This is a genomic window from Bacillus sp. J41TS8 (assembly GCF_018333035.1).
GTDB lineage: Bacteria > Bacillota > Bacilli > Bacillales > Bacillaceae > Bacillus > Bacillus paralicheniformis.
This window is the reverse complement of record NZ_BORF01000019.1, coordinates 25,984-49,993: the sequence shown is the minus strand read 5'-3', so window position 1 is coordinate 49,993 and position 24,010 is coordinate 25,984. Positions and strand designations below refer to the sequence as shown.

The following is a 24,010-nucleotide window of genomic DNA, read 5'->3' as shown; positions in this document are numbered from 1 at the left end:
GGTTTATCCCTTCGTTCCGCCGGATGTCAAACCGGACACAAAGTTCTTTTGGAGAAAGAAGAACAAGATGCAAATCGGCAGAGCCGCAAGAATCGCGCCCGCTGCAAACAGCGCGACTTTTTGCTGCTGCGGATTGGAGATGAATGTCTGCAAACCGACGGCGATGGTCAGGCTTTCCGGCGAGCGAAGCAGAAATTTCGCCAGCAGATAGTCGCCGAACGGCCCCATAAACGCCCACAGCGCCTGGACAGCAAGCATCGGTTTCACAAGCGGCAGAACGACCGAAGCAAAGATCCGCAGGTGCCCCGCTCCGTCAATCCGCGCCGCTTCATCGATTTCTCTAGGCACTGTATCAAAGTAGCCCTTCATCAGCCATGTGTTCATCGGAATTCCGCCGCCGATATAGATTGCAGTTAAAAACCAATATTGGTCCAAAGCTCCGATCAGCATGGCCAGGACGTAAAAAGCGGTCAGCGCCGCCATCGTCGGCACCATTTGAATGATCAAAAAGAAAATGAGACTCTTTTTTCGGCCCGCAAACCGGTAGCGGCTGTACGTATAGCCGGCAAGCGTCACAATCGTCACCTGGAACACCATGACAGACAGCGCGATCACAAGCGTATTTCCGTACCAGTTGAGGTAAAGCGTCTCTTCAAACAGCCGCTTAAAGTGGTCCAATGTCCATTGGCCCGAAAAATCGAGTGTAAAAGCCGCTACATTCCCGACCCGAAATGCGGATGATGCCGTAATCAAAAGCGGATAAATAATCACGATGCTTAAAAACGTCAAAAATATATAGGTCAAAACCTTGTTCAGCATCCCGGTGAACCGCGTATTTTTGAAAATCCCTCTCATCTACATGACCTCCTCATTGCCAAAGGCATTCGATTTCTTAAAAGCAATCAGGGAAACCCCGATGACAATGAAAGAAATGAGCAGTGTGACAGCAGCCGCCACGGAATACTGCGGCGACGTTCCCGTCGTCAGCTTATAGATCCAGGATATTAAGATGTCGGTTGACCCGGCTCCGGCTCCCGCACTCCCCGGACCGCCCTCATTAAATAAATAGATGATCGAGAAGTTATTGAAATTAAACGTATACTGGGTAATCATCACCGGTGCGGTCGCAAATAAAATCATCGGCAGCGTAATGTGTTTAAAGCGCTGAATAAATGTCGCGCCGTCAATTTTTGCCGCTTCATAAAGCTCTCCGGGAATCGCCTGAAGCACCCCTGTCACCATGACATAAATGTATGGAAAACCGAGCCACGTCTGAATCATAATCAAAGCCGTCTTTGTCCAGAACGGATCGGTCTTCCATGCGACAGCCGGGATATCGACGAACGGGAGCTGGTTCAAAAGCGGGATCACTTGGACGTTCATCGCGCCCGCCGAGTCATTAAAAATGTTGGCAAAGCTCATAATCGTAATAAATGCCGGAACGGCCCACGGAAGCAGAAAGATGATCCGGAACATCCGCTTGCCTTTAATAAAGTTTTGATTGACGACCAACGCTGTCACGATGCCGAGAACAATTTGCAGCGTCGTCGCACAGATCGTCCAGATGATCGTCCAGCCCAGTACATCGGCGAATGTTTGCCGATACGAGCCAAGGAAAAAGATATTCATGAAATTTTTAAAACCGACCCAGTCGATGAGACTGTTGGGCGGAATATGATAAAAATCGTAGTTTGTAAACGCGATAAACAGAGTCACCAGCACCGGAAAAATAATCACAAACACCATCATGAGGTATGCCGGCAGCGTAAATAAATACGGGAACCCTTTGTCACCTGCGTTTCTGATCATATCCCCGGCCGTCTCGCTGATTTTCAAACCCGCCGCTTTCATCGCGGCGGTCTTCCGGGCATCATACAGATTAAAGATGTAAAACATCAGAAAAACGAGCGTCAATATCAATTGCAGCGTGCCCTCTATCAACAGAAACAGCGAGTGATCTTCTCCCGGGACAGTCCCCAGCGTCGCGAGGCCGATCAGCGCCTGATAACCGAAAACCGCTAACTCACAAATAAACAAGCCTGTGATGACAAGAAAAAGGATCCCCTTTGAAAACTGCCGGTTTGCAATCTGGCCAGCACCGGGAATCATCGATAACAGCGCTGCCTTCCGGCTCCGTTTTGCAAGTGTTTGGTTTTTGTTCATTTTTTTCGCCCTCTATTCTTCCGGACGCTAAAACCGCCGTTTTATTTCACATACTTTTCTTTAATGTTTTCTTTGATTACGCCGACGGCATCGTCCGCTGATTGCTGAGCCGATTTTTTCCCTGCTGCTGCGTCAAATATCAGGCTTTCTGCACCTGTCCACACCTCGGCCATCTCCGGAATGTTCGGAGTCGGCGTCGCCGTTTCGTATTGTGTGATGACCGCCGACGTCAGCTCGCTTTTTTGCTCCCCTGCTTTTTTTCGTGCAGCGAGGTTGGCCGGAACTTCGTTCGTATCTTCATAAAAACGGTAAGCGTTTTCGTCATTTGCGGCATATTGCAGCCACTTTTCGGCAAGCTCTGCCTCTTTCGTATATTTTGAGGCGACCCAGCCTTTTCCACCTGCAAACGGGGCATATTCTTTTCCGTTTGGCAATGTCGGGATTTTCGCGGCACCGTAGTTCAGACCGGCTTCTTTATAATTGGAAGCCGACCAGGGACCTCCGATAACAGCCGCTGCTTTTCCTTCCATAAAGGTCTGCTGAATAAAATCGTCAGCGCTCGTATTGTCCTGCATGCCTTTCGGCCAATATTCACTGAACCATTTCTCGGCGTATTCCACCGCCTCCACGGCTCCCTTGTTGTTCAGACCGATGTCTCTGGAATCCGTGCCGTCAGCTCCGAATACATATCCGCCGTATCCCGCCATTAAACCGTATGACATGTAAAAGTCCGTCCACTTTGCGAGAAAAGCGGTCGATTTTCCTTTTTCCGAAGAAAAAGCGAACCGCTTGTCTTTTGTTAAATCCTCGAGCTCGTTAAAGGTTTTTGGCGGCTCTTTTAACAAGTCTTTGTTGTAATAGAGTACGAGAGTTTCAATAACAAGCGGGATTCCGTAGACTTTTCCGTCAACTGTTACTTGCTGCATTTCTTTGTCGCCGAAGCTTTTAGTATCAGACGGTTTGACTTCCAGCAAATGCCCTTGCTGTCCTAAGCCGCCGATACGGTCGTATGCCGCAAGCATGACATCGGGCGCATTGCCTGCCGGGCCGTCAAGAGGAAGCGCTTCAAGCTGATCGAACATTGGCTTTTCAACAATTTTGACTGTCACATCATTCTCTTTTTCAAAACCTTCCTTTATGCTTTCAACGTAAGGTTTATAGACCTCTTCTACAGACACGGTCAGCACCTTTTTCCCGCCGCTGCCCCCCGTTTCTTTTGAACTTGAACAGGCGGCAAGACCGAACAGCAGAACTGACGCCAGCATCGCTAAAAATCCTTTTTTTAAATGTTGCATCTTTTTTCCCCCTTCTATCTTAGAATCTGAGACAATTGTAATCCTCGATAGAAAGCGGTTACAATAGTTTAAATTCTGTTACCGGTAACAGAATTTAAACCGCTCCCAAAATGAAAAAACCGCCTGGCTGTATGTCAACCGCATCATTATGGTGAAGCGCTTCTTCCGACCACGCATCATATATTCTTTTGTCGCTTGCAATCTTCAAATCCCGCAATCTGACACGCCGCGGCTCGCTGCCCTGGTGGAAGAAGTAGATCAGCTCTTTTCCTTCATGTGTTCGGGAAAAACTGACAAAATCGTTTTCGTCGTCAACCAGCTTCCACTCGAGCGCTCCATAAGTCAATACGTCATTTTCTTGTTTTCGCAAAGCGATCAGCCGTTTCATAAATGTGAGCATCTCTTGATTCTGTTTCTCTTCTTCCCAAACCATGCACTTCCGGCACAATGGGTCATCCCCGCCGTCCAGCCCGATTTCGGTTCCGTAATAAATGCACGGCGAGCCTGTCTGAGCAAACATAAATGCCAAAAGAGAGCGTACTTTTTTCTCATCTCCTCCGCATCTTGTCAAAATCCGCTTCGTGTCATGGCTGTCCAGCAAATTAAACATCACCTCATTGACCTGCTTCATCCCGCTCATGAGATGCGAATTGATGCGGCTCGCCATTTGCGAAGCTGAAATCGATCCGTCTGCAAAATAGTCAATCATCGGTTCTGTGAACGGGTAGTTCATAACCGAATGAAATTCGTCTCCTCTAAGCCACGGATCAGCCTGATGCCAGATTTCGCCCAATATAAAAATGTCGGGCTTTTCTGCAGTAACGGCTTGACGGAACTTCTTCCAAAACGCATGATCGACTTCATTTGCCACATCCAAACGCCAGCCGTCGATATCAAATTCGCGTATCCAGTACAGCGCGATATCAAGTAAATAAGCCTGAACTTCCGGGTTGGCGGTATTGAGCTTCGGCATCTCGGGCGTAAACGCAAATGTATCGTAGCCGCCTTCTTTAACAGGAAAAGAATGAACATGAAACCAGTCTTTATAACGGGACTTTTCACCGTTTTTGACGACATCCTGCCACTCTCGCGAAGCGCTGCCGATGTGATTAAAAACAGCGTCAAGCATGATCTTCATTCCCCGCTCGTGAAGCCGGCTGACCAGCGTGCGAAAGAGTTCCTCATCGCCAAAATGCGGATCGATCGAGCAATAGTCCAATGTATCGTATTTATGGTTGGAAGGCGCGGCAAAGATCGGCGTCAAATAAATGCCGCCTACCCCCAAGTCTTCCAGATAGTCCAGTTTGTTTATGATCCCCTGCAAATCCCCTCCGAAAAAATCGTCCACCTCGGGGTCCTTGCTTCCCCATGGCAAAGCGTTTTCCGGAGACAAATCCTCTCGGCCGCTGGCAAAGCGCTCCGGAAAAATTTGATACCAGACGGTTGATTTGACCCAGTCAGGTGCATTAAACGTATCTGCCTCATGAACAAACGGAAATTTAAAACAGTACTTGGCCATATCTGCCGCTTTTCCGGCAAACGGACAGGCACCACTGCTTCCGTAAAAAGTGTCTTGACCATCAGCGCCTGTAAGGATAAACCCGTATTGCAGACGCCTGAATGGAGGCGCCACTTCGGCAAACCAGTAATCATGCGTGCTTGTCGCGGCAATTTTCGCCATCGCAAGCTCGTTCGCTTTCCATGTGCCGCCGGTGTGTTCGTAAGGATCTCCCCAAATCAAGCAGACGTGTTCGGCATCATTCTTTTTTGTACGGATTTTGATGTGCAATGTCCTTCCATCGTAAGAATAGGCATCAGAGCTGAAAGGCTGATGATGAATCGCTGCATATTCCATCATGTTTCCCCCTTTTTGGTTGTCCGGCTGTGATAAACCGGCTTTTATTCTGAAATTATCATGACGGCATAACAGGAACAATCATTTTCAGCTTGTTACCGGTAACAGAATGAGACCCTTACAAAGTCGATTCCCGGACAATAAGTTCCGGCTCAAAAAATTGATTGCCTTGCGACGCTCCGTCTTCATTGATTTTTTTCAGCAGGATTCTGGCGCAAGCCTCTCCCATTTCAACAACAGGCTGTCTGATCGTCGTCAGGCGAGGCGAAGCGATCCGGTCGAGAAACACCCCGTCATAGCCGGTAACCGCGACATCTTCCGGAATTTTTTTGCCGAGCAATTGCGCCGCACGGATGACCCCGAGCGCGATGCGGTCGGAAGCGCAAACCACGGCTGCCGGTGCATCAAGGGATGCCAGCACTTCCAGTGCGCGTGCTTCACTTTTTTTCGAACTGTTTTCCATCCGGAAAATCGCCGCTTTTTTCAGACTGCCTTCCATCGCCTGAAGGTAGCCTTTTTCCCTTGACCGTTCAAAGGGTTCATCCAAATCGATTCCAAAAAAGACGACATTGCGGACGCCCAGCCCAATGACGTGGCGTGTTGCCATATAGGTACCTTTTTCATTGTTAACATCAATAAAATCATAGCCCATTTCATTTTGGCCAAATACAACGACAGGCTTTTCAAATACTTTAATCAGCCCTTCAAAATCGGCTTTTCTCAATCCCGTCGCTATAATGCCGTCACACTGGCCGATATTGAGAGATTTCCTTGTGACAAGCTGCAAAGCATAATGGTGACGGTCCAGCTCGCGGCTGATTCCCGTTAACAGGTTCATATAATAAGGTTCAGTCGTATCCATTTCTTCCAGTATGAGCAGCTTGACGACCTGTGTTCTGTTTTGAACGAGCGCTCTTGCTGCATAGTTCGGTATATAATTGAGCTCCTTCATTGCGGAATGAACAAGCTTTTTCAATTCATCCGTCACAGTCTCAGGATGATTGATCACCCGCGATACCGTCATTTTCGATACATTTGCTTTCTTTGCTACATCAGATAACGTTGCCATTTCATCCCCGCCTTACCTATACGATTCAAACTGTCAGCTAGTCCTTCCTGAGGGCTGATGACACCTTGTTAAAATTAATTATAAGATGGAATCAAAGAAATTTTATAAGAAGGAGAAAATAAAAAAACGGATTTCCTTTAGGAAATCCGTCCTATCACTCTTTTCTTCTATCTTTGAACATAGATCGAAACCGATCCGCCGTTTACGTGAAACTCTCCCCAGCCTTCTGCATTGATGACAACAGAATCGGAACGGTTTCCGGTGATGTCATGCCATGTCTCACCGGCGTTTTGCCGGCCGACATACATTCGCTTTGTCCCGCCGGGTCCGTCTGTTATTAACGCCGCCAAACCAGAATTTGCAACCGAGCTGTCGCCTTCCCTCGTCCAGCCGACAATGTCATGATGATCGAAATAATCATGCTGTGCTCCGTACGCATATTGTATTCTCGCTTTTAAGATCGGTTCGATTTTGTGTTTCAGGGCAGGAATTTCGCGCTGCGAGGCTCCTTTCGTCCCGTACATATCCCCGTAGAAAATCTGCGGGTAGCCTGCTTCTCTTGTCAAAATAAAAGCGTAAGCCAGCGGCTTAAACCATGTTTGGACAGTCGACTCAAGCGATTGCCCCGGCTGTGTATCATGGTTATCAACAAACGTAACCGCTTTCACAGGATGCTTGGAAACGACTGTTCCGTTCAGCAATTTCCTCATATCATAGCCGCCTCCCTGTGTCGATGCAGCATGGAACTGGTAATGAAGCGGCACGTCAAACACTGAATGATTAAAGTTTGTTTTGTTCAAATAGTTTTCCAGCGCACCTAAGTCATTCTGCCAATATTCGGCTACCGTAAACATTTCCTTTCCTGTTTTTTCCCTGACATGATTGACCCAATCACGCAAAAAAGAAAATTTAATGTGTTTGACGGCATCAAGGCGGAATCCGTCCAATTGCAGCTCATTGGCATACCACGTTCCCCATCTCTTTATTTCTGCCGTGACATCAGGATGATCATAATCGATGTCGGCATACATCAAGTAATCATAGTTGCCGTTTTCATTGGAAACTTCCCAATCCCATGCCTTTCCTTGAAACTTATAGATGCGGTTCAGCTTTCGGGACTCGTCCCAATCGGTTCCGTCAAAATGGTACCAATGCCATTTGAAATCGCTGTATGTGCTGCCGCGCCCCGGGAATTGAAAATGTGTCCACGCTTTGATTCGCTGTTCTCCTGATGTTACGCGGTTGCGGTCGGCGGGATCGACTTCAACAGCCGTTACATCTTCGGTCGCATCAGCGCCGCCTTTGTGGTTGATGACTACATCGCCGTAAACGTTGATGTCCCGGGAATGAAGACTGTTGATCGCAGATTGCAGTTCTCCCTTTGTGCCGTACTTTGTCCGAACCGTCCCTTTTTGATGAAACTCCCCTAAATCATACAGATCGTAAGCGCCGTAGCCTACATCGTCTTGACTCGTTCCCTTATATGCCGGGGGAATCCAGACGGCAGTAATACCGTGTTCAGCCAAATATGCCGAGTCATTTTGTAAGCGTTTCCAATGTTGGCCGTCATTTGGCATGTACCACTCAAAATATTGCATCAGCGTCCCATTAAGATTTGCCGCCGCAGCTGCAGAGTGAGGCAGCAAGAAGATGAGCGCAAATAACAGCGGCAGCAATCGGGCATAAAGCCGTTTGTGTTGTTTCATGATTTTCCTCTCCCCTTTCAAAGTGAAACACATGCTATTGTATAAATATTTTGAATTTTTAACAAATATCGTTTTCCCTATATTTTCTTGCAACAGAAAAGCGCCGATATGGCGCTTTCTTCTCATTTATTCAATATCCTCTCTGCTTCTTCACTTCTTCAAGCTGAGATACAGTTACCAATTGATAGCCCTTTGCTTTCAGCTTTTTAATAATCTCTTCCGCCGCTTCTGCGGACGTTGCATAAATATCGTGCATTAAGACGATTTTTCCGTCTCCCGCATGACTCATGACATGATTGACAATCTTTTGTTTATTTCTGTACTTCCAATCTTCCGGATCAACATCCCACAACGAGACCTTCAGATTGGAAAGCGAGCGGACGGAATCATTGATTCCGCCATATGGAGGGCGCAAGTGTGCCGGCTGGTGTCCGCTGATTTTTTCGATCATTTCTTGCGTGTCGTTAATTTCCTGATACGCTTTTTCATTTGACAGCCTTGTCAATAACGGATGGTCCCAGGAATGGTTGCCGACTTCGTTTCCTTCCTTCAGCATCCGTTTTATCGTTTCGGGATAATATTGGGCTCTGCTTCCAAGCACAAAGAAGGTCGCATGCCCTTCATGCTTTTGTAAAGCATTCAATATTTTATTCGTTGTAGCGGGATTCGGGCCGTCATCAAATGTGAGAGCAATCACTTTTTCATCAGGATTTATTTTCGCCTGTTTCGGAAGGGGGACAGGCTCCTGCTCTCGTTTGGCCTGAAGACGGCTCTTTTTCATATCCTGATATTGGTCTTTTAAAATATCTTTTACCCATTCTTTTTTTATTTTTACAGACTGCTCAAGACCGGTTTGTTTTTTCTCAAAATAAAATTCGACTTCGTTTTCCAGAAGCGCGAAGCGGCTGAAATGCTCTTCCTGAGGGCTTGTCCCTTCTTTTAATAAAGCAGTGTCGGCAGACGGATTCCGATTTTTCAATTCCTGATAGGCAATGCTTGAAATCCTGTTCAGAAAATCTGAATTTTCTTCGAACAGGTCTTGAAGGGACAGCAGCTTTTTCTGTTTTAAATCGGCGTTAAACGTCTTGACAGACGTTGTACCCGAAACGCCCCCGGCCTCTATGTATTGATTCAGCACCACACTGGCTGCATCTTTTGTGTAATAGACAACCTTATATTTGATGTTCAGTTCAAAAGGCCCGTCTTCATGCTGAGCCTGGGCCTTTGCATTATCCTCTTTAAAACTGGCCAATTCTTGATTCACATAATCTTTTATTTGTTCATCGATTTCTTTTATGCGAAATACCGGATAGTGGATGGCATACCGCTCTTGTTTGCTGTCGCTGACCATGGATTCGACGCCGAGGCCGGATTGTGCGCCGTCTTTTTTTGGTTGAGGGGGCTCTTGACTGTTGCTTGACACCTTATTGTAAGAGTACCCCGCCAAACCTATTAATATCGTTAAAAAAATCAACATTTTAACCCATCGAAATGATGGTTTGCCAGACATCGCTGCTCACTCTCCTGTTTCATGACTTGCTTTCTCTGTTTCTATTACAAATATTGTTTCTCATACCGGGACTAATATAAAAGCGTCGACGGAAGCTTTATTTCCTGATTTCCGGCCGCATACGGGGCGATATCATACTGCTGAAATACAATTGAAATTCCGCTGCTTGTATAATAGAAAGCCGTGTGTTCATCCAAGCGGATATCGCTCTTTTTAAGATCAGAATAAAACTGTTCCGGATGTTCGTTGATATAGCTGAAAATATAGTTTTTTGCTTTTTCGATTTTTGCCTGATTGTTTAATACGTCAGTCAGCACGACTTGTTTGCGCTTGTCAAAGTCAAAGTTGTAGGATGTAGCGGTGTACATGCCGTGCGCGCCGCCGGAGAACTGATAGTCATAGATTAAAAAGCTCAGTTTGCCTTCCTCGTTGTATTTGACTTTGTAGGACGTTTCATAGACGTTCTCCTCGTCCTTATCCTTCTTTTCGGCATCTTTAACGATTTTTTGAAATTCTTTATAAGAGTTTTTTAAATGATGTTTTACCGCTTCGTTGGCCAGCTGGGCATCTTCTTCCTTCAAATCGCTGAATACCGGAAAAGAAAGCGAACTGATGTCTTTGTAATATTCCGTGTGAATCGCGGCTTTTCTATTTTGTGAAGCGTTTATTTGAGATGTTCCTTTATTGATGATGAATAGCAGCGATGCTGTGAGTACAAGGAATCCTAAAATAGCCATCGCTTTTTTCATAAGCATGCTCCTTTGTCAATCTTCTTTTAAACTCGTAACATATCATTTTCTTTTGTAACACAAATGTAATATTTATTTCATATTTGTAATGATACCCACTTTTAAATCCCCCGTCAACTTTTTTGGGTAAAAATTTCTTCTGACGGCAAAAATAAGACACTCTCAATTCCTGAGAGTGTCGTTAACGGAATGATGAATGAGACGTGCGTCTTCACGCTTTTTTTGAGGGGCTGTAAATGCAGGAAAAACGCAGGCTGGGGTCTTCGTGATCAGTCTGACCGGAGTCTTCATTTTAGCCGTATTGTTTCAGCATGTCGGATAATGTCCGCTTCATCCTTTCGATTAATTCGGAAGGCTTCTGAATAATTGCTTCCCGGCCGAATGAAATGAAATAATCCGCAAAAAAATCAATATCCTTCGGCGCGATCTCTCCTTTCAGCACGCCGGACCCGTCTTCTTTTACATCCAGCTCAAGGTGTGGCCATTTGAGTGAACCGTGCCGTTCTACTCCTTTTTTTGTCAGCTCCGCTGATAATTCCAATGTCTCCCTTGGCCGGGACACAGCTGAAAAACGGTTCTTTAAATTAAGACCGGTCAAATCAAGTGGGGCCGTATGTTCATCAAGCTCGGCCCGCTTAATCCGGTCACACCTGAAGATGCGGTAGTCTTGTCTTAAAAAACAGTAAGCCGGGCAATACCACTTCCCTTGATTGGCATAGATTCCGATCGGCTGAATGTTTCTCTTGCTTACTGCACCGTTTGCTTCATATTCGATGATCAACACCTTTTGCTGAACTGCCGCTTCAAGCAGCACCTTTAAGACCGGAATGTCGTCTTTTTGCTCATAAGGCGTATAAAAAGCAACGCGATCCTTCATACTGTCAATCGCATCCCGGATGTCTCCTGTAAGGTTCAAATAAAATTTCTTTTTGATGGAGTCGTACTGAGCGTCAAACGGCAGGGATATATAATGCTTCAGCGCATCGATCGCAAAGAAGATGGCGATCGCTTCGTTCTCGCTGAAGGCGATGGGAGGAAGAATCCTTTCATTTAACACTTGATACCCTCCGTGGGGGCCGGTTTCAGAATAGAGGGGCACCCCCATTTCGCTGAGCTCTTGCAAATCCCTTAAAACCGTTCTCTTGGAAACGCCGAATTCCTGCGCCAGCTCCCCGACCGTAAATCGTTTTTTCCGGTTTACCATCATGATCATTTCATTCAATCGTTTCGCTTTAGACATGAAAACCTCCAATCATTTTTTAACCATGACATAAGTTGTCACCATTATAATATACAATCTTCTTAGATCAACAAAAAAAGGAGATGTTCGCTCTATGAAAACGCAATTTACACCTTACATCCTGATGAATGGAAGAGCAAAGGAAGCGATTGATTATTATCGTGATGTACTCGAGGCTGAAGTAAAGTTCAGTCAGACGATTGGCGAAGGCCCCGCAGATGAGGCGGCGAATTTTAAGGATGGCGAATTGGCTTTCATCGCACACGCCGTTTTGACAATCGGCGACGCCGTCATGATGATCGCCGACATCATTCCTGAACTGCCTTTCCAAAGTGGAAACCAATTGTCCATTTGCGTAACGGCAGCTGACGTTTCTTCGGCCAAGCGGCTGTTTGGCAAGCTGAGCGAGCGGGGCGAGGTCAAGCTTGAGCTGAAGGAGACTTATTTCAGTCCCGCTTACGGCATTGTCACCGATCCGTTCGGCGTTACCTTTCAAATTTTTGCCGCGCGTCCCGCATAAATGAACAAATGAGACATATCAAAAAAGGCCGGGTTTCATGAACCGGCCTTTTTTGCACGGAAAAATTTTCAGGGTTTTTTGGCTAAAAAGCGGTATTTGACCACAAAAATTTAAAAAACTGCGTTTTTTCAAATTCACTTGACAAAGGGCATTTATGGAAACGCCTCTTCTTTTTGGTATAATAAGGGGTAGCAACAGTTCGGTTCTATATAAGGGCGGTCGGCTCACCCTCCATCTCTTGGAGAGAAAGGGGGTGAGCATGTGACAGTATCAGAGGCGTTGCAACTTATGGTCTCTTTCGGCATTCTTGTCGTGGCAATTCTGTCATCGAACGACAAAAAAAAGTAAGATCGCCCTTGATTCCCACACCAAGACGATCTTACTTTTTAATTGGGATCTAAAAATAGAGCCGACTCCTTTTTACGGAGCCTCTCTGTTGCTTCCGGGAGATGTTGCCGCATCTTCCGGTTTTTTTCAGTTTACGCATTCATCTAAAGATTATTCTTTTTCACACCTTGAATATATCACGATTTCCTTTATTTATCAATATGGATGCGTTTATATAAAAATGGAGTCACGGTCAAATGCGATATGAGAAGATAAATTCCTGATGACAGGATCATCTGGTCAATCGTAACTTCAAAATCGGGAAAATGCCTTTCTACATCAGAAAGGCCCCTCTTTTTTTACTCCCCGCTTCACATGTGAGGAGAGGTTGACCAATATCCCGGCTGACGTCAGCATGAACATTAACGAAGAACCTCCGTAGCTGACAAACGGAAGAGGAATTCCGGTAATGGGAAGAAGGCCGAAAACAGCGCCCAGGTTAAATAATGCCTGAATCATGATCTGGAATGTAATGCCGACCGCCAGCAGCTTTCCAAACGGATCATCGATTTGCGCAGCGATCTTAACACCTCTGAACATGATCAACAGGTAGGCCCCGATGATCATCAACAGCCCGACACCGCCGAGTTCTTCACTGATGACCGCCATGATAAAATCCGTATGGGCTTCAGGAAGAAACCCCAGCTTTTGAACGCTGTTCCCCAATCCATTCCCCCATACCCCGCCCGAATCAATGGCAAGGTAGGAATTGATCAACTGGTAGCCGTCTCCGTTTTCATTTTGAAAAGGATCGCTGAACGATGTCAGCCTTTTTAACCGGTACGACGCTGTCATAGCAAAATATGCGATGCCCGCCCCTGCCATTGTTCCGAGAAGCAGCAAGTGCCGTATTCTGAGACCGGCGCACAACAGAACCGCTCCGCAGCTTAACAGGATCGAAACAGCGGTGCCCAAGTCGGGCTGGTTTAAAATCAAAAAAAACACAGCGGCCAAAATGATCAGCGGCGGCATGACGCCCTTTCCAAAATCGGCGATGTATCTCTGCTTTTTTGCATACACATAGGCGAAATAAATAACCATCACAAGCTTCACAGCCTCGGACGGCTGGATCATGAGCGAACCGAGTTGAATCCACCTTTGAGAATTGTTTTTCTCCATCCCGATTCCCGGCAGCAAAACGAGAATCAGCAGCAAAAAAGAAAGCTTCACCAAAAAACGGATGAGTTTGCTGTAAGCTTTGTAAGGGAAAAAGACGGCAGCCGAAAAAAAGGTCAAACCGATGAGCAGCCACTGCAGCTGCTTCATAAAAAAATAGCTGCCATCATGATACTTCATATATCCGAGGGGGTAGCCGGCACTGTATACCATCAGCAAGCCAAACGAGGATAAAAACAGAACCGAAGCAATCAATACATAATCCAGTTTCTTTAGATGGAAAAGAATCATTTTGCGCACCTTCATCCCCAGTCATTCCCAAACATGTAATGTTTAGATCTGATATTCACACTGAAAACGAGACCTAAGGCGATCATGTTGGTCAGCAGCGCGCTGCCGCCATAGCTGATAAACGGAAGAGCGAGCCCTGTGATCGGCATTAACCCGATCGTCATCCCGATATTTTGGAACACTTGGAATACAATCAACCCCGCAACCCCCGCACATATATAAAGACCGAACAGACTGTTGGACGAGATCGCGATCCTGATGATTCTGTAGATCATCAGAAAATAGAGACAGACTAATGTGACGGCACCTAAAAAGCCGAATTCTTCACCAATCACGGCGAAAATAAAATCGGTATGAGCCTCCGGAATCTTCCCTCCCTGCACTTGGGTTCCATGAGTAAAGCCGCTTCCTGACATCTGGCCCGATCCGATCCCCAATAACGCCTGCGTCAGCTGGTATCCATATGTAGAAGCATGTTCATGAGGACTGAGCCAGCCGTATATCCGGTCAAGCTGGTGAGGCTTAATTATCTTTGAAAAAATCTCAAAGTAATGATTGTGCAAATACGTCAAAAAGGCGACCAATCCCATGAATCCAAGCGACAAGGACATGATCATTCTCCCCGAAATCCCCGAGACAAGCATCAACGTGAATGCGATCGACAAAATCACCAATGCGGACCCTAAATCAGGCTGTACCAATATGAAGAAAAACGGAATCACCGTGTACACCATGATTTTCCCCGTCGGTATGATGCTCTCCGTGAAGGAGAACCTTTTATGCTGAAATTGGTTGAGTATCGAAGCCAACAGAAGAATCAAAATGATCTTCATAAATTCTGAAGGCTGGATTTCGATGACTCCGAAGCTGATCCACCTTTGCGAACCATTTTTATAAGTTCCAAAAAAATGAACGAGAATCAGAAGAAAAACGGCTCCCGCAAATAAACGAAGCGCCAATCGTTCTAGCAGCTCATAGTCGATGTAGGCCGTTCCCGCCATGACGCCAAACCCGACAAGATACCAAAAAACCTGCCGTTTCGCAAAATAAAAAGGGTCCTGTGTTTCATACTGGCCGGACCCGCTGTAAACGGCCAGCAGACTGATGATAAACAAACAAAATAGAATGAGCAGAAGGCTGATGTCAATGTTGATAGGCTTTCTTTTCATCTGTAACATGCTCCATCATGATTTATGTGACAGCTGGTTGAAAACGAATTGAACCGCTGCGGCATCATCAATATAGCCGATTGGAAAAATATAATCCGGTATGACATCAACAGAAACGATGAAATACAGCAAAGCGCCGCCCATCAGCAGCAATTCACGCGGCGTCCCCCGCCCTGAGGTAAATCGGCTGTACATGTCGTGCAAACGGGTCAGAAAAGGACCAACGCCGGCGACTTTCTCGACTTTGGATTCAAACTCAGCCAGAATGGTACGCTTTCCTTCCTCCGTCTGGGAATATTGTTCGTACTCATTCAATTTGTTTTTCAGTTCTTCCGTGGTAAAGGACCGATCATAGACATTTGAGGTTTGCAAAACATCTTCAATTTCGGCAACTGACGAGTGAATATCCTGACGTTCGCTTTCCCTCGTCTTCTCGATCGCATAGCCGGCCGCTGTCATCATCTCATCAAAAGAAACGCCGAGACTTTCTGAAAACCTTTGCAAATGGTTCAGGTTTGCTTTTCTTTTGCCATTGATGATTCTTGAGATGGTCGCTTTATCGATTTGAGTGCGTTCGCTCAATTCTCTTAAAGATAATGATCTTTTTCGCAAATGCTCTTTCAGCAGCGCCCCCAGCTGATTTTTCTTTTGTTCATCCACGAGCCTTTCTCCTCTCACACTAAAAATGTATCAATCTATCAGCCAAAAGGCCAAGTCGGTATAAATATATAGAACCGTTGTCAAAATGTCAACGAATAACCATAGACATCTGTTTTATCTCACTTATTCCACCCTATAATCGTTGACAAATAAACAAAAAAAGAGCGAGTCAAAACTCACTCCTTATCCGATATCAATCCAAACCCGTTTTAACGCCAAACCCGACAAGCACCAGCCCCGCGGCTTTTTGAAAGACCTTCTGGAATTTCACGCTTCTCAGCCATTTTTTTGCGAAATCGATCAAATATACGAGGATGAGGAACCAAAACACAGCAAGAAAGGTAAGGATTAAAGCGAGGATGATCAACTGCTGGTTGACGCTTTCTCTTAAATTAATAAATTGAGGCATAATCGTGATATAAACCAAAACAGTTTTCGGATTCAGAACGTTGCTGAACAATCCTTGCATAAACGAATCCTTATAATGCCGGCTTGATGCGTTTTCGGTTTTGTTCTTCTCGGCTTGTATGTCCTCCAAAGAAAACATTTTTTTCGCGAAAAAGCTTTTAATGCCTAAATATATTAAATAGGCCGCCCCCAAGTATTTGATCGTATTGAACAGAATCACCGATTTCGCAATCACCACCGCTAAGCCGAGAACGGCAATCAGCGTCCAGAAAGAAAGCCCTGTCGCCAAACCGAGAACATTGCAGCGCCCGGCGTTCGGCCCGTAGCGAAGCGTGTTTTTCACCACAAGCATCGTATCTGCTCCTGGTATCACCACCATCATGGCGGCAATCGATATGTATGACAGCAGGCTATCCATCAGATGTCTCCCCCCATACTGGTTTTATATAGTGACTACTTTAGTAACCACTTATTAAAAAGTGTATCAGCGGACTTGAAATAAATCAATACATCCAGCAAAATATGAGTGACAAAGGTAGCGACTCTTGTTGAAGCTGGAGGGCTTATGAAGGAAAACATATTAGACGTACTGAAAAACCTGAATTTCACCGAGTATGAGTCGAAAGCATACTTGGCGCTTTTGGAAGAATCGCCGCTGACAGGCTATGCGGTGGCAAAAAAATCGGGTGTTCCCCGGTCGAAAATATACGAAGTGCTGGAGAGCCTCGTGATCCGCGGCGATATCTTTGTCAGCTACGGCGGCACACCGCAGTACATCCCCGTTCCCGCCAAGGAACTGATTAAAAACCGGCGGCTGAAAGCGGAAGAGACTTTTGAACAGGCAGAAAAATATTTCGAGAAGTTTGAGCGCACTGCAAATGACCGGGAAAATATTTGGAACATCACCGGACGAAGCGAGATTATCGATAAAGTAAAGGCTTGTATATCATCAGCCGGAAAAAGGATTCTCCTCGAAATTTGGAAAGAGGATTTTCCTGAATTGGAGCCGGAACTCAAGCAGGCCGCAAAAAAAGGCGTCATCGTCACCATCATTGCGTACGGCGACATTGAAGCTGATTTCGCCAATGTCTATCTCCATGACAGCAGCACGCAAATTACAGAAGAGTACGACGGACGCTGGCTTGTATTCAGCGTCGACGATTCGGAAGTCGTGGCCGGCATTGTCTCGCACGGGAAAGACAGCCGCGCAGCCTGGACGATGCATGTAGGCTTGGTGATGCCGATTACCGAAGTGATGATTCATGATCTGTATCTGATGGAAATCATGAAGAAGCACAGAGAGGTATTGGAGGAAAGTTTCGGCGAAAACCTGATCCATTTGCGCCGAAAATTTTCGATTCATCCGGATTTCAAAAAGCATTATATGAAATAAAAGGCCCGCGCAAAGAAAGCGCGGGCCTTTTATAATTATGATCTTTCGGTTGCCTCCCAGCGGGATACTTCTTCCCTGACGAGCGGCGCCGTTTTTGTTCCAAAAAGTTCAATCGCCTTCATGACATCTTCGTGCGGCATCGAACCGACCGGAACGTGAAGCAAAAAGCGGGTGATCCCGACATTCTTGCGCAGGTGAATAATTTTTTCCGCCACCGTCTCGGGATCGCCTACATAGAGCGCCCCTTCAAAGCTTCTGGCTGCATCGAAGCTCGACCGGCTGTACGGCCCCCAGCCCCGCTCCCTCGCAAGTGTATTCATAGCCTGCTGGGTGGAAGGGAAAAACCGATCGGCGGCCGTCTCGGTATCCTCCGCAATAAAGCCGTGGGAATGGGAAGCGACTGTCAGCTTTGAGGCATCATGCCCTGCATGTTCCGCCGCTTTGTAATAAAGCTCAACAAGCGGGGCGAAATGCTGCGGACTCCCCCCGATAATCGCGAGAACCAGCGGCAGGCCGAGCAGGCCGGCGCGCACGACGGATTCCTGGTTTCCGCCGCTTCCGATCCATACGGGCAGCGGATTCTGCACAGGGCGCGGGTACACGCCTGTATTTTGAATAGCCGGACGATGTTTGCCGCTCCATGTGACCCTTTCCGACTTTTGCAGCTCGAGCAGCAGATCAAGCTTTTCTTCAAAGAGCTCATTATAATCATCTAAATCATATCCAAACAGCGGAAAGGATTCGATGAAAGACCCTCGGCCCGCCATGATTTCCGCCCTGCCGTTTGAAATCCCGTCGAGCGTCGCAAAATCCTGAAAAACACGGACGGGATCAGCCGACGACAGCACGGTGACCGCGCTCGTTAATCTGATGTGCTTCGTCTGTGCAGCCGCTGCGGCCAGGACGACGGCAGGAGAAGAAGCTGCGTAATCTTGACGATGATGCTCTCCAACTCCGAATACATCCAAGCCCACCTGATCGGCAAGGACGATCTCCTCCACTACTTCGCGCAGCCGCTCCGCATGGCTAATGGCTTTTCCGGTTTTGATATCAGGGGTCGTTTCTACAAAGGTGCTGATGCCTAATTCCATGTCGCTTTTCCTCCACATTGTATCCTTTAATTATTCTGTACATCGTTGATTGATGTATGCCGTATTCTTTTCACCCGGCACTCACATTGTTATATATAGAATACGGCGGGCGTTCTGATCATGCAATTGATCCGACTTGTGAATCAGGATCAGCTTCTGCTCCATTTGTTTTCCAGCTTGGTCTGCCGGCAATCATGCCGGTCTGGTATTCATGCATTCACAAAGAAGATACCAGCTTACACAAGTTTCTGCCCGCAGTTCGGACAGAAGTTGGCTTCCCCCGTTTTCGTTCCACAGTTTGGACAGAAGTTCGGCTTTGTCCCTGCCTGCGGCGTGCTTTGGGGCGTTGGTGTCTGCGCCTGCTGATTTTGGTTCATCTGATTCATCATTTGGTTCGCTACGTTCATCCCCATCATCATGCCGGCCATATCGGATGCGGCACTGCCGCCTGTCATCTTTCCTGACGCCATGCCGTCTGTCATGGAGATCTGCTGATATCTGTTCAGATCGCCAACCATGCCGTGGGAAGCGTTCTTCGTGATCATGTCCTGGATTTCTTTCGGATAATTGAAACTCATGATGTTAAAGCCTGTAACCGTCATGCCGTCGCTGACAATCTCCATATCAAGGTCTTCCTTGATCCCTTTTGCGATATCAAAGGCGTTGGCTTGAAGGTTGAACATATCTTTTCCTTCTTTTGTGATCCACTTCATCAAAAGCTGATCAAGGATAGATGTGATCCGTATTTTGATATCTTCCACAACATACTGATCTTTCACACCGGCAATTTTATCGATTAATGCGACATAATCATTCACCTTAAAATTAAATGTGCCGTTCGCTCTGATCGGCATGCCGCCCGGTAGTCCTGCAGCCGGGATATTGATGGCATTCTTCGTCCCCCATTTGACGGTAAACTCCTTCGTATTGACAAACAGGACTTCGGCGCGTATCCCGCTGTTAAAGCCAAATTTAAAACCTTTTAAAGTAGATAAAAAAGGAATAATTTCAGATTCGATATCATAGTCGCCTTCATCTTGGAATATGCCTTCAATTTTTCCATTGTTTAAAAAGACGGCATCCTGACCGGGACGAATGATCAGCCGGCTCCCCTTTTTGATTTCGCGGTTGTTCCATTTGTAGAAAATCATATCATCGCGAAATTCATCCCACTCTACTACATTTGCAAATTGATTTTTAAAAAACACCATTTGAGCTCTTCCTTTCCCTTTCTAAAAGCTTCCCCGGCTGCCGCTGTGCGAATGTCCTCCGCTCGTCGTTCCGCCGCCTGAGCTTTTATTATTGGACGGTTTTCTTTGTTTTGTGACGGTCGTTCTGATGTACTCGTCATTCTTTCTGATCACTCCGGAAGTATCACCGTTCATATACGTGTTTGCACTTACGGTCACTCTGCCGCCTGAATTGTATTTCATAATGGCGACGGCAATTCCCGCGATGACTGCTGACACAAGCAATTGAAACCATGTCTTAAAAAAGATGCTGTCCGCCCATGGTTTCTTCTCCATATCATCATACGCCGCCTTCATAAACATTTCGAATGCGGCCTCATAATGATTGCCAGATATATCCGGCGTGATTTTTTCTCTAATTTTGTCCAGTCTGGCGTCATTCAAATATTCTTCAGCCTTTTTAAAGCCGGCAAGATAGACTTCTCTATGCTCCATATCAACCGTTAACACAGCTGCGTTTCCATGCTTCTTCTGATAGCCGGGCGCTTTTTCGTCATAGAAGTCCTCCGCATATTTCTTTACATCGCGGCCATTCGTATCATCGGTCGTCACAATGATAAAGTCGGTTTCCCGTTCGGCTCCCAATTTGGCTGCCAGCGTCTCCAGCTTCTCGATTTCCTGTTTGGTCAGAAGCCCGGCTTCATCATAAACATACCGCTTCTGTTCAGAGGCTGCCGCACCGGAGGCTATAGGGATGAAGACAAGGAAAATCATACATAGGATCATTGCGCTTCTCAATAAATTTCTCATCATGCCCCGCCTCCCATCACAGCAGCGATGATTTTCCAGACCGCAAATATGGAGACAGCCAGTCCGCTAAACCACATCTTTTCTTTAAATGAGCTGATCGGCGGCTTGCCGACGACTTTTCCCGTTTGTCCGTTCATCGCAAAAATGTAATCCTTTTGTTTGTAGTTGTAATTGACCATCCAGACGGGCAAAAGCACATAAAAGCTTTTCATTTTTTGCGTATCGACGTGTTTCGTTTTCACATCGACGGAGCTGTATCCGGATAAGGTGGAATCGATATATGACTCGATGTAGCCGCTGATTTTGCTTTTCGCCCGCGGAAAAAGCTCTTCATCATCGTAATTATATTTTTCAGCGATGTAGCCTGCCAAATAGGCGGTTTTAAAATCTTTCAGCTGATCATACGGATAAGGCTCCAATTTGTCCATCAATTCATCGTTCATCTTTTCTGATGCATCCACCGGGACTTTGATGTAGTCGAGATTGATATCGCGAAACGCATCATAATGTTCGGTCTTCGTATAGATGTAGTCGCCCTGTGTATACCTATGTACCTTTGTGCAGCGGGCGCTGACCTGCACTTTGCTGTTTAAATCGTACATCCAGAAAGGAACGTACATGCCTGTGATGCTTTTAATCCGGTCCGCCGACATAAAGCCCTTTGGTGTTAACAGCCCTTTTCTGCACCACTTGCGAAACGCGTCTGCCGCTTCCTCTTTGCTGATCGTAAAAGGAATGACCTTTGCCGGGGCAAGGTTTCCGGACAGGCGGTCGGCGATCACTGCCGCTCCCCCGCAAAAGCTGCAGGAGGTAGCCGTCGTTTCTTTTTCAGTGATCAAAATAGCGCCGCAGTTTTGGCAATGATATTCTGTTGCTTCGTCTTCAGTAAATCTCGCTGTTTTTAATTCTTCCGGAATGTTTTCAATCTTGTCCTGTCTCCCGCAGCTCCGGCAGGCCAGCGTGCCGGATTCAGCGTCAAAGGCCATGTCATCCCCGCAGCCCGGACATTTATAAGAAATCACCATGTCTCTTAACCTCTCACTTTATTCATTTCAAATTGTTATGACTTTTGACCCGCCATTTTTGCTTTCAGTGCGGCAAGCGCATCATCCACACCAGAGGGGCTATCATATTTAGCTTTCAGGTCTTCTACGTCATCTTGAGGAGCGGCGTTCAGTTCAGCCATCGCATTCGCTTCATCAAGCGCCCGGTTGGCCTTTTCTTCCATTCTGCCAAAAGCGGACATTGAATGGTTGGCATTCGCTGCAGATGCACCGAGTTTATTCATTCTTTCCTGTGTTTTCGCCGCTGTCCATTTCGCTTTGATCGCGGCCCGACGCGCTTCAAGCTCTCCGATATCAGAAACAAGCTTATCGTGCATTTTTTTCATTTGAAGCGCATTGGATGACGCCGTTTGTAATGCAGTTTCTAATTCGGACCCCTTCGTTTCCAGCACCGCTTTCTTTTCTAAAAATGTTCGGGCATCCGCCTCGCTGCCGGCTTCCAATGCCTTCATTGCATAGCGCTCAAGCTTGTCGATTTCCGCCCGGCAATCCGCCAGTTCTCTTTTTGCCCTTTGCTCGGCCGCCATGACAGACGCCGTTTCCGCCTTTACTTTGTTTAAGTCGCTGTTTAAGTTCCTGACGTACTGATCCACCATTTTTTCCGGGTCCTCTGCTTTATCAAGCAAAGCGTTAATATTGCTGGCCATAATGTCTTTGAACCTGCTTAATATACTCATCTAAAAACTCCTCCTTATAGTAAAATATACTTAGTTTAAATATACTATTTTTCCAGAGGAAAAGTTTCGGTTTTTTAATAAAAAATTGATATAATGGCAGTTTTTCGAGAAAAATTTTCAAACAAAAACAAAAATATTCAGACGGAATATTCTGATTTATATGTTGATTTATTTTTGATTTCGGAATAAAGTAATACTATATGAAAAACATTCGGAACAGCATGCAAGCTGGAACGGATGCAGGGTCGGTATCACCAGAAAATGACAGCGCTTACATATTCGCGTGACTCACGAAAGAAAAATCCAGCATTCAACGCATCAATCCGGCTTCTGTCAGAAAAGAATTCTGATTTGAAAGGGGAGCGAATCATGCCAGGGAGAAAAAAAGGCAGTTTGAAGTCGACGATCACGGTTGCCATGTCCAACTATTTGGAGGCGGGATCAATCGTCGCAGGGGCCGGCGGGCTTTCGTTATGGGTTGAATATTTAGGGTTGGACGACGCCCGGGTCGGGCTTCTCGGCGCCTTAAGCGCAAATGGTTTCGGCGCGGCGATCGGCGCTTTTCTCGGCGGTTTTTTAGTCGACCGTTACGGGAGAAAATTCATATACAAGTACGATTTATTAGTCTATATGCTTGGCGTTTTGCTGATTGCCGTGTCGTTTAATTTTCCGATGCTTTTAACCGGTTACATCGTGACGGGAATTGCGGTGGGCGCAGCGATTCCGGCTGCTTGGACTTATATTGCCGAGGAGGCGCCTGATCACGAACGCGCCGGACGCGTCGGCTGGGGGCAGCTGGCATGGTCGGTCGGACCGGCGCTTACGCTGCTGCTATCGGTTGCCTTGGCACCGCTCGGTTTGCTGGGAAGCCGGTTGATTTTTGCCCAATTATTCGTTGTCGCGGTCATCACGTGGATTTTGCAGCAGCAGATTCACGAATCGTCCATCTGGGAGGAGCAAAAGCGAAAAGAAGCTGAAGACAAAGCAAAAGGAGTTGCAGAAAAGGCATCGATCAAAGAGCTGTTGACCAACAAAGCGAACCTCCACGCCATGATTCTCCTTATCGGAATTTACGCGTTTTGGAACCTTGTTGCCGGAACAATGGGATATTTCATGCCGTATATTTATGAGACGGTCGGCGGTTTAACAGCGGCGCAAGCCAACCTGCTGCAGGCATTTTTATGGATTTTGACAGTGGCGTCCACATACTTCGTCTTTATCCGTCTCGGCGATAAAGTCAATCGGAAAACGCTTTTTGGCATAGGAGCAGCCATGGCAACCGCCGCATGGGTCATCCTCACCTTCGGTACGATGAACATCACGGAGCTTTTATTATTCGTATGCCTGTGGGGCATTTCTGCGGGATTTGGAGCGCAGGCGTTTTACGGGCTGTGGGCGGCAGAACTTTTTCATACGAAATACAGGGCGCTCGCCCAAGGCTTTATGTTCTTCATCGTCCGCATCGGCGTCGGGCTCATCTCATTGATCGTTCCTGCGATGATTACGGGATTGGGCTTTAAAACAGCCGGCGCCGTCATGATTGCATTTCTCGTCATTCATATGATCATCGGGCTCCGTATGGCGCCGGAAACGCGCGGCAAATCGCTTGAAGCCATTCAAAGCGAACGCTACCACCAAAGCGGCTGA

The 24,010-nt window shown here is 46.6% G+C and carries 22 protein-coding genes; 4 read left to right on the top strand and 18 right to left on the bottom strand.

Annotation, left to right across the window (positions count from 1 at the left end; translation table 11 throughout):
- Positions 1 to 3: 3 nt before the first annotated feature.
- The 9 genes from KI350_RS20520 to KI350_RS20480 form a co-directional block, all read right to left on the bottom strand.
- Positions 4 to 855, bottom strand: coding sequence for a sugar ABC transporter permease (locus tag KI350_RS20520; RefSeq protein WP_023855564.1), 852 nt, complete (start codon positions 853 to 855; stop codon positions 4 to 6).
- Positions 856 to 2,163: a carbohydrate ABC transporter permease gene (locus KI350_RS20515; RefSeq protein ID WP_065643591.1), complete on the bottom strand. Its 1,308-nt coding sequence runs from the start codon at positions 2,161 to 2,163 to the stop codon at positions 856 to 858.
- A 41-nt stretch (positions 2,164 to 2,204) separates the two neighbouring features.
- The gene (locus KI350_RS20510) at positions 2,205 to 3,458 is read right to left on the bottom strand and encodes an extracellular solute-binding protein (RefSeq protein WP_065643590.1); all 1,254 of its coding nucleotides are present in this window, start codon (positions 3,456 to 3,458) and stop codon (positions 2,205 to 2,207) included.
- A gap of 94 nt (positions 3,459 to 3,552) precedes the next feature.
- Entirely contained in the window at positions 3,553 to 5,316 is a 1,764-nt protein-coding gene (locus tag KI350_RS20505) for a glycoside hydrolase family 13 protein (RefSeq protein ID WP_065643589.1), read from the bottom strand.
- A 115-nt stretch (positions 5,317 to 5,431) separates the two neighbouring features.
- Entirely contained in the window at positions 5,432 to 6,382 is a 951-nt protein-coding gene (locus KI350_RS20500) for a LacI family DNA-binding transcriptional regulator (RefSeq protein WP_025810299.1), read from the bottom strand.
- A gap of 167 nt (positions 6,383 to 6,549) precedes the next feature.
- A complete protein-coding gene (amyS, locus tag KI350_RS20495) occupies positions 6,550 to 8,088 on the bottom strand; it encodes an alpha-amylase (RefSeq protein WP_025811956.1) in 1,539 nt (512 codons plus the stop codon).
- 130 nt (positions 8,089 to 8,218) lie between these two features.
- Positions 8,219 to 9,598: a polysaccharide deacetylase family protein gene (locus tag KI350_RS20490; RefSeq protein WP_039073307.1), complete on the bottom strand. Its 1,380-nt coding sequence runs from the start codon at positions 9,596 to 9,598 to the stop codon at positions 8,219 to 8,221.
- Positions 9,599 to 9,669: 71 nt separating this feature from the next.
- Positions 9,670 to 10,347: a DUF3298 and DUF4163 domain-containing protein gene (locus KI350_RS20485; protein WP_035337087.1), complete on the bottom strand. Its 678-nt coding sequence runs from the start codon at positions 10,345 to 10,347 to the stop codon at positions 9,670 to 9,672.
- Positions 10,348 to 10,639: 292 nt separating this feature from the next.
- Positions 10,640 to 11,587, bottom strand: a complete 948-nt coding sequence (locus KI350_RS20480) for a helix-turn-helix transcriptional regulator (protein WP_026578959.1) — start codon at positions 11,585 to 11,587, stop codon at positions 10,640 to 10,642.
- Between the two features lie 94 nt (positions 11,588 to 11,681).
- Between KI350_RS20480 and KI350_RS20475 the strand changes: the two genes are divergently transcribed.
- Both KI350_RS20475 and KI350_RS23470 read left to right on the top strand, forming a co-directional pair.
- Entirely contained in the window at positions 11,682 to 12,107 is a 426-nt protein-coding gene (locus KI350_RS20475; protein WP_026578960.1) for a VOC family protein, read from the top strand.
- A gap of 261 nt (positions 12,108 to 12,368) precedes the next feature.
- Complete coding sequence (locus tag KI350_RS23470) at positions 12,369 to 12,455, top strand: putative holin-like toxin (protein WP_003179417.1); 87 nt, start codon at positions 12,369 to 12,371, stop codon at positions 12,453 to 12,455.
- A 318-nt stretch (positions 12,456 to 12,773) separates the two neighbouring features.
- Here KI350_RS23470 and ftsW read toward each other — a convergent pair whose 3' ends face one another.
- The 4 genes from ftsW to KI350_RS20455 all read right to left on the bottom strand — a co-directional run bounded on the left by ftsW (position 12,774) and on the right by KI350_RS20455 (position 16,556).
- Positions 12,774 to 13,916, bottom strand: coding sequence for a putative lipid II flippase FtsW (ftsW, locus tag KI350_RS20470; RefSeq protein WP_065643588.1), 1,143 nt, complete (start codon positions 13,914 to 13,916; stop codon positions 12,774 to 12,776).
- Positions 13,913 to 15,070, bottom strand: a complete 1,158-nt coding sequence (gene rodA / locus KI350_RS20465) for a rod shape-determining protein RodA (protein ID WP_065643587.1) — start codon at positions 15,068 to 15,070, stop codon at positions 13,913 to 13,915. The genes ftsW and rodA overlap by 4 nt, the downstream gene beginning before the upstream one ends.
- 15 nt (positions 15,071 to 15,085) lie before the next feature.
- Positions 15,086 to 15,730 (bottom strand): helix-turn-helix domain-containing protein, encoded by a 645-nt coding sequence (locus KI350_RS20460; protein ID WP_065643586.1) that lies wholly within the window; start codon positions 15,728 to 15,730, stop codon positions 15,086 to 15,088.
- A gap of 193 nt (positions 15,731 to 15,923) precedes the next feature.
- Positions 15,924 to 16,556, bottom strand: coding sequence for a homoserine/threonine efflux transporter (locus tag KI350_RS20455; protein WP_020450387.1), 633 nt, complete (start codon positions 16,554 to 16,556; stop codon positions 15,924 to 15,926).
- A 147-nt stretch (positions 16,557 to 16,703) separates the two neighbouring features.
- Between KI350_RS20455 and KI350_RS20450 the strand changes: the two genes are divergently transcribed.
- Entirely contained in the window at positions 16,704 to 17,531 is an 828-nt protein-coding gene (locus KI350_RS20450; RefSeq protein ID WP_020450386.1) for a TrmB family transcriptional regulator, read from the top strand.
- A 35-nt stretch (positions 17,532 to 17,566) separates the two neighbouring features.
- Here the strand turns inward: KI350_RS20450 and KI350_RS20445 are convergent, their stop codons facing one another.
- From KI350_RS20445 to KI350_RS20425, 5 genes are all read right to left on the bottom strand, one after another.
- Positions 17,567 to 18,622, bottom strand: a complete 1,056-nt coding sequence (locus tag KI350_RS20445; protein ID WP_065643585.1) for an LLM class flavin-dependent oxidoreductase — start codon at positions 18,620 to 18,622, stop codon at positions 17,567 to 17,569.
- A 236-nt stretch (positions 18,623 to 18,858) separates the two neighbouring features.
- A complete protein-coding gene (locus tag KI350_RS20440; protein WP_065643584.1) occupies positions 18,859 to 19,833 on the bottom strand; it encodes an SPFH domain-containing protein in 975 nt (324 codons plus the stop codon).
- A 21-nt stretch (positions 19,834 to 19,854) separates the two neighbouring features.
- Positions 19,855 to 20,622 carry a TPM domain-containing protein gene (locus KI350_RS20435; protein ID WP_080131556.1) on the bottom strand — a complete coding sequence of 256 codons (768 nt, stop codon included), beginning with the start codon at positions 20,620 to 20,622 and terminating at the stop codon, positions 19,855 to 19,857.
- Positions 20,622 to 21,647 carry a TFIIB-type zinc ribbon-containing protein gene (locus tag KI350_RS20430; RefSeq protein WP_026578964.1) on the bottom strand — a complete coding sequence of 342 codons (1,026 nt, stop codon included), beginning with the start codon at positions 21,645 to 21,647 and terminating at the stop codon, positions 20,622 to 20,624. The genes KI350_RS20435 and KI350_RS20430 overlap by 1 nt, the downstream gene beginning before the upstream one ends.
- Before the next feature lie 35 nt (positions 21,648 to 21,682).
- The gene (locus tag KI350_RS20425; protein ID WP_039073312.1) at positions 21,683 to 22,363 is read right to left on the bottom strand and encodes a PspA/IM30 family protein; all 681 of its coding nucleotides are present in this window, start codon (positions 22,361 to 22,363) and stop codon (positions 21,683 to 21,685) included.
- 369 nt (positions 22,364 to 22,732) lie between these two features.
- Here KI350_RS20425 and KI350_RS20420 point away from each other — a divergent pair, with 369 nt between their 5' ends.
- On the top strand, positions 22,733 to 24,010 hold the full coding sequence (locus KI350_RS20420; RefSeq protein ID WP_020450380.1) for an MFS transporter: 1,278 nt from the start codon (positions 22,733 to 22,735) through the stop codon (positions 24,008 to 24,010).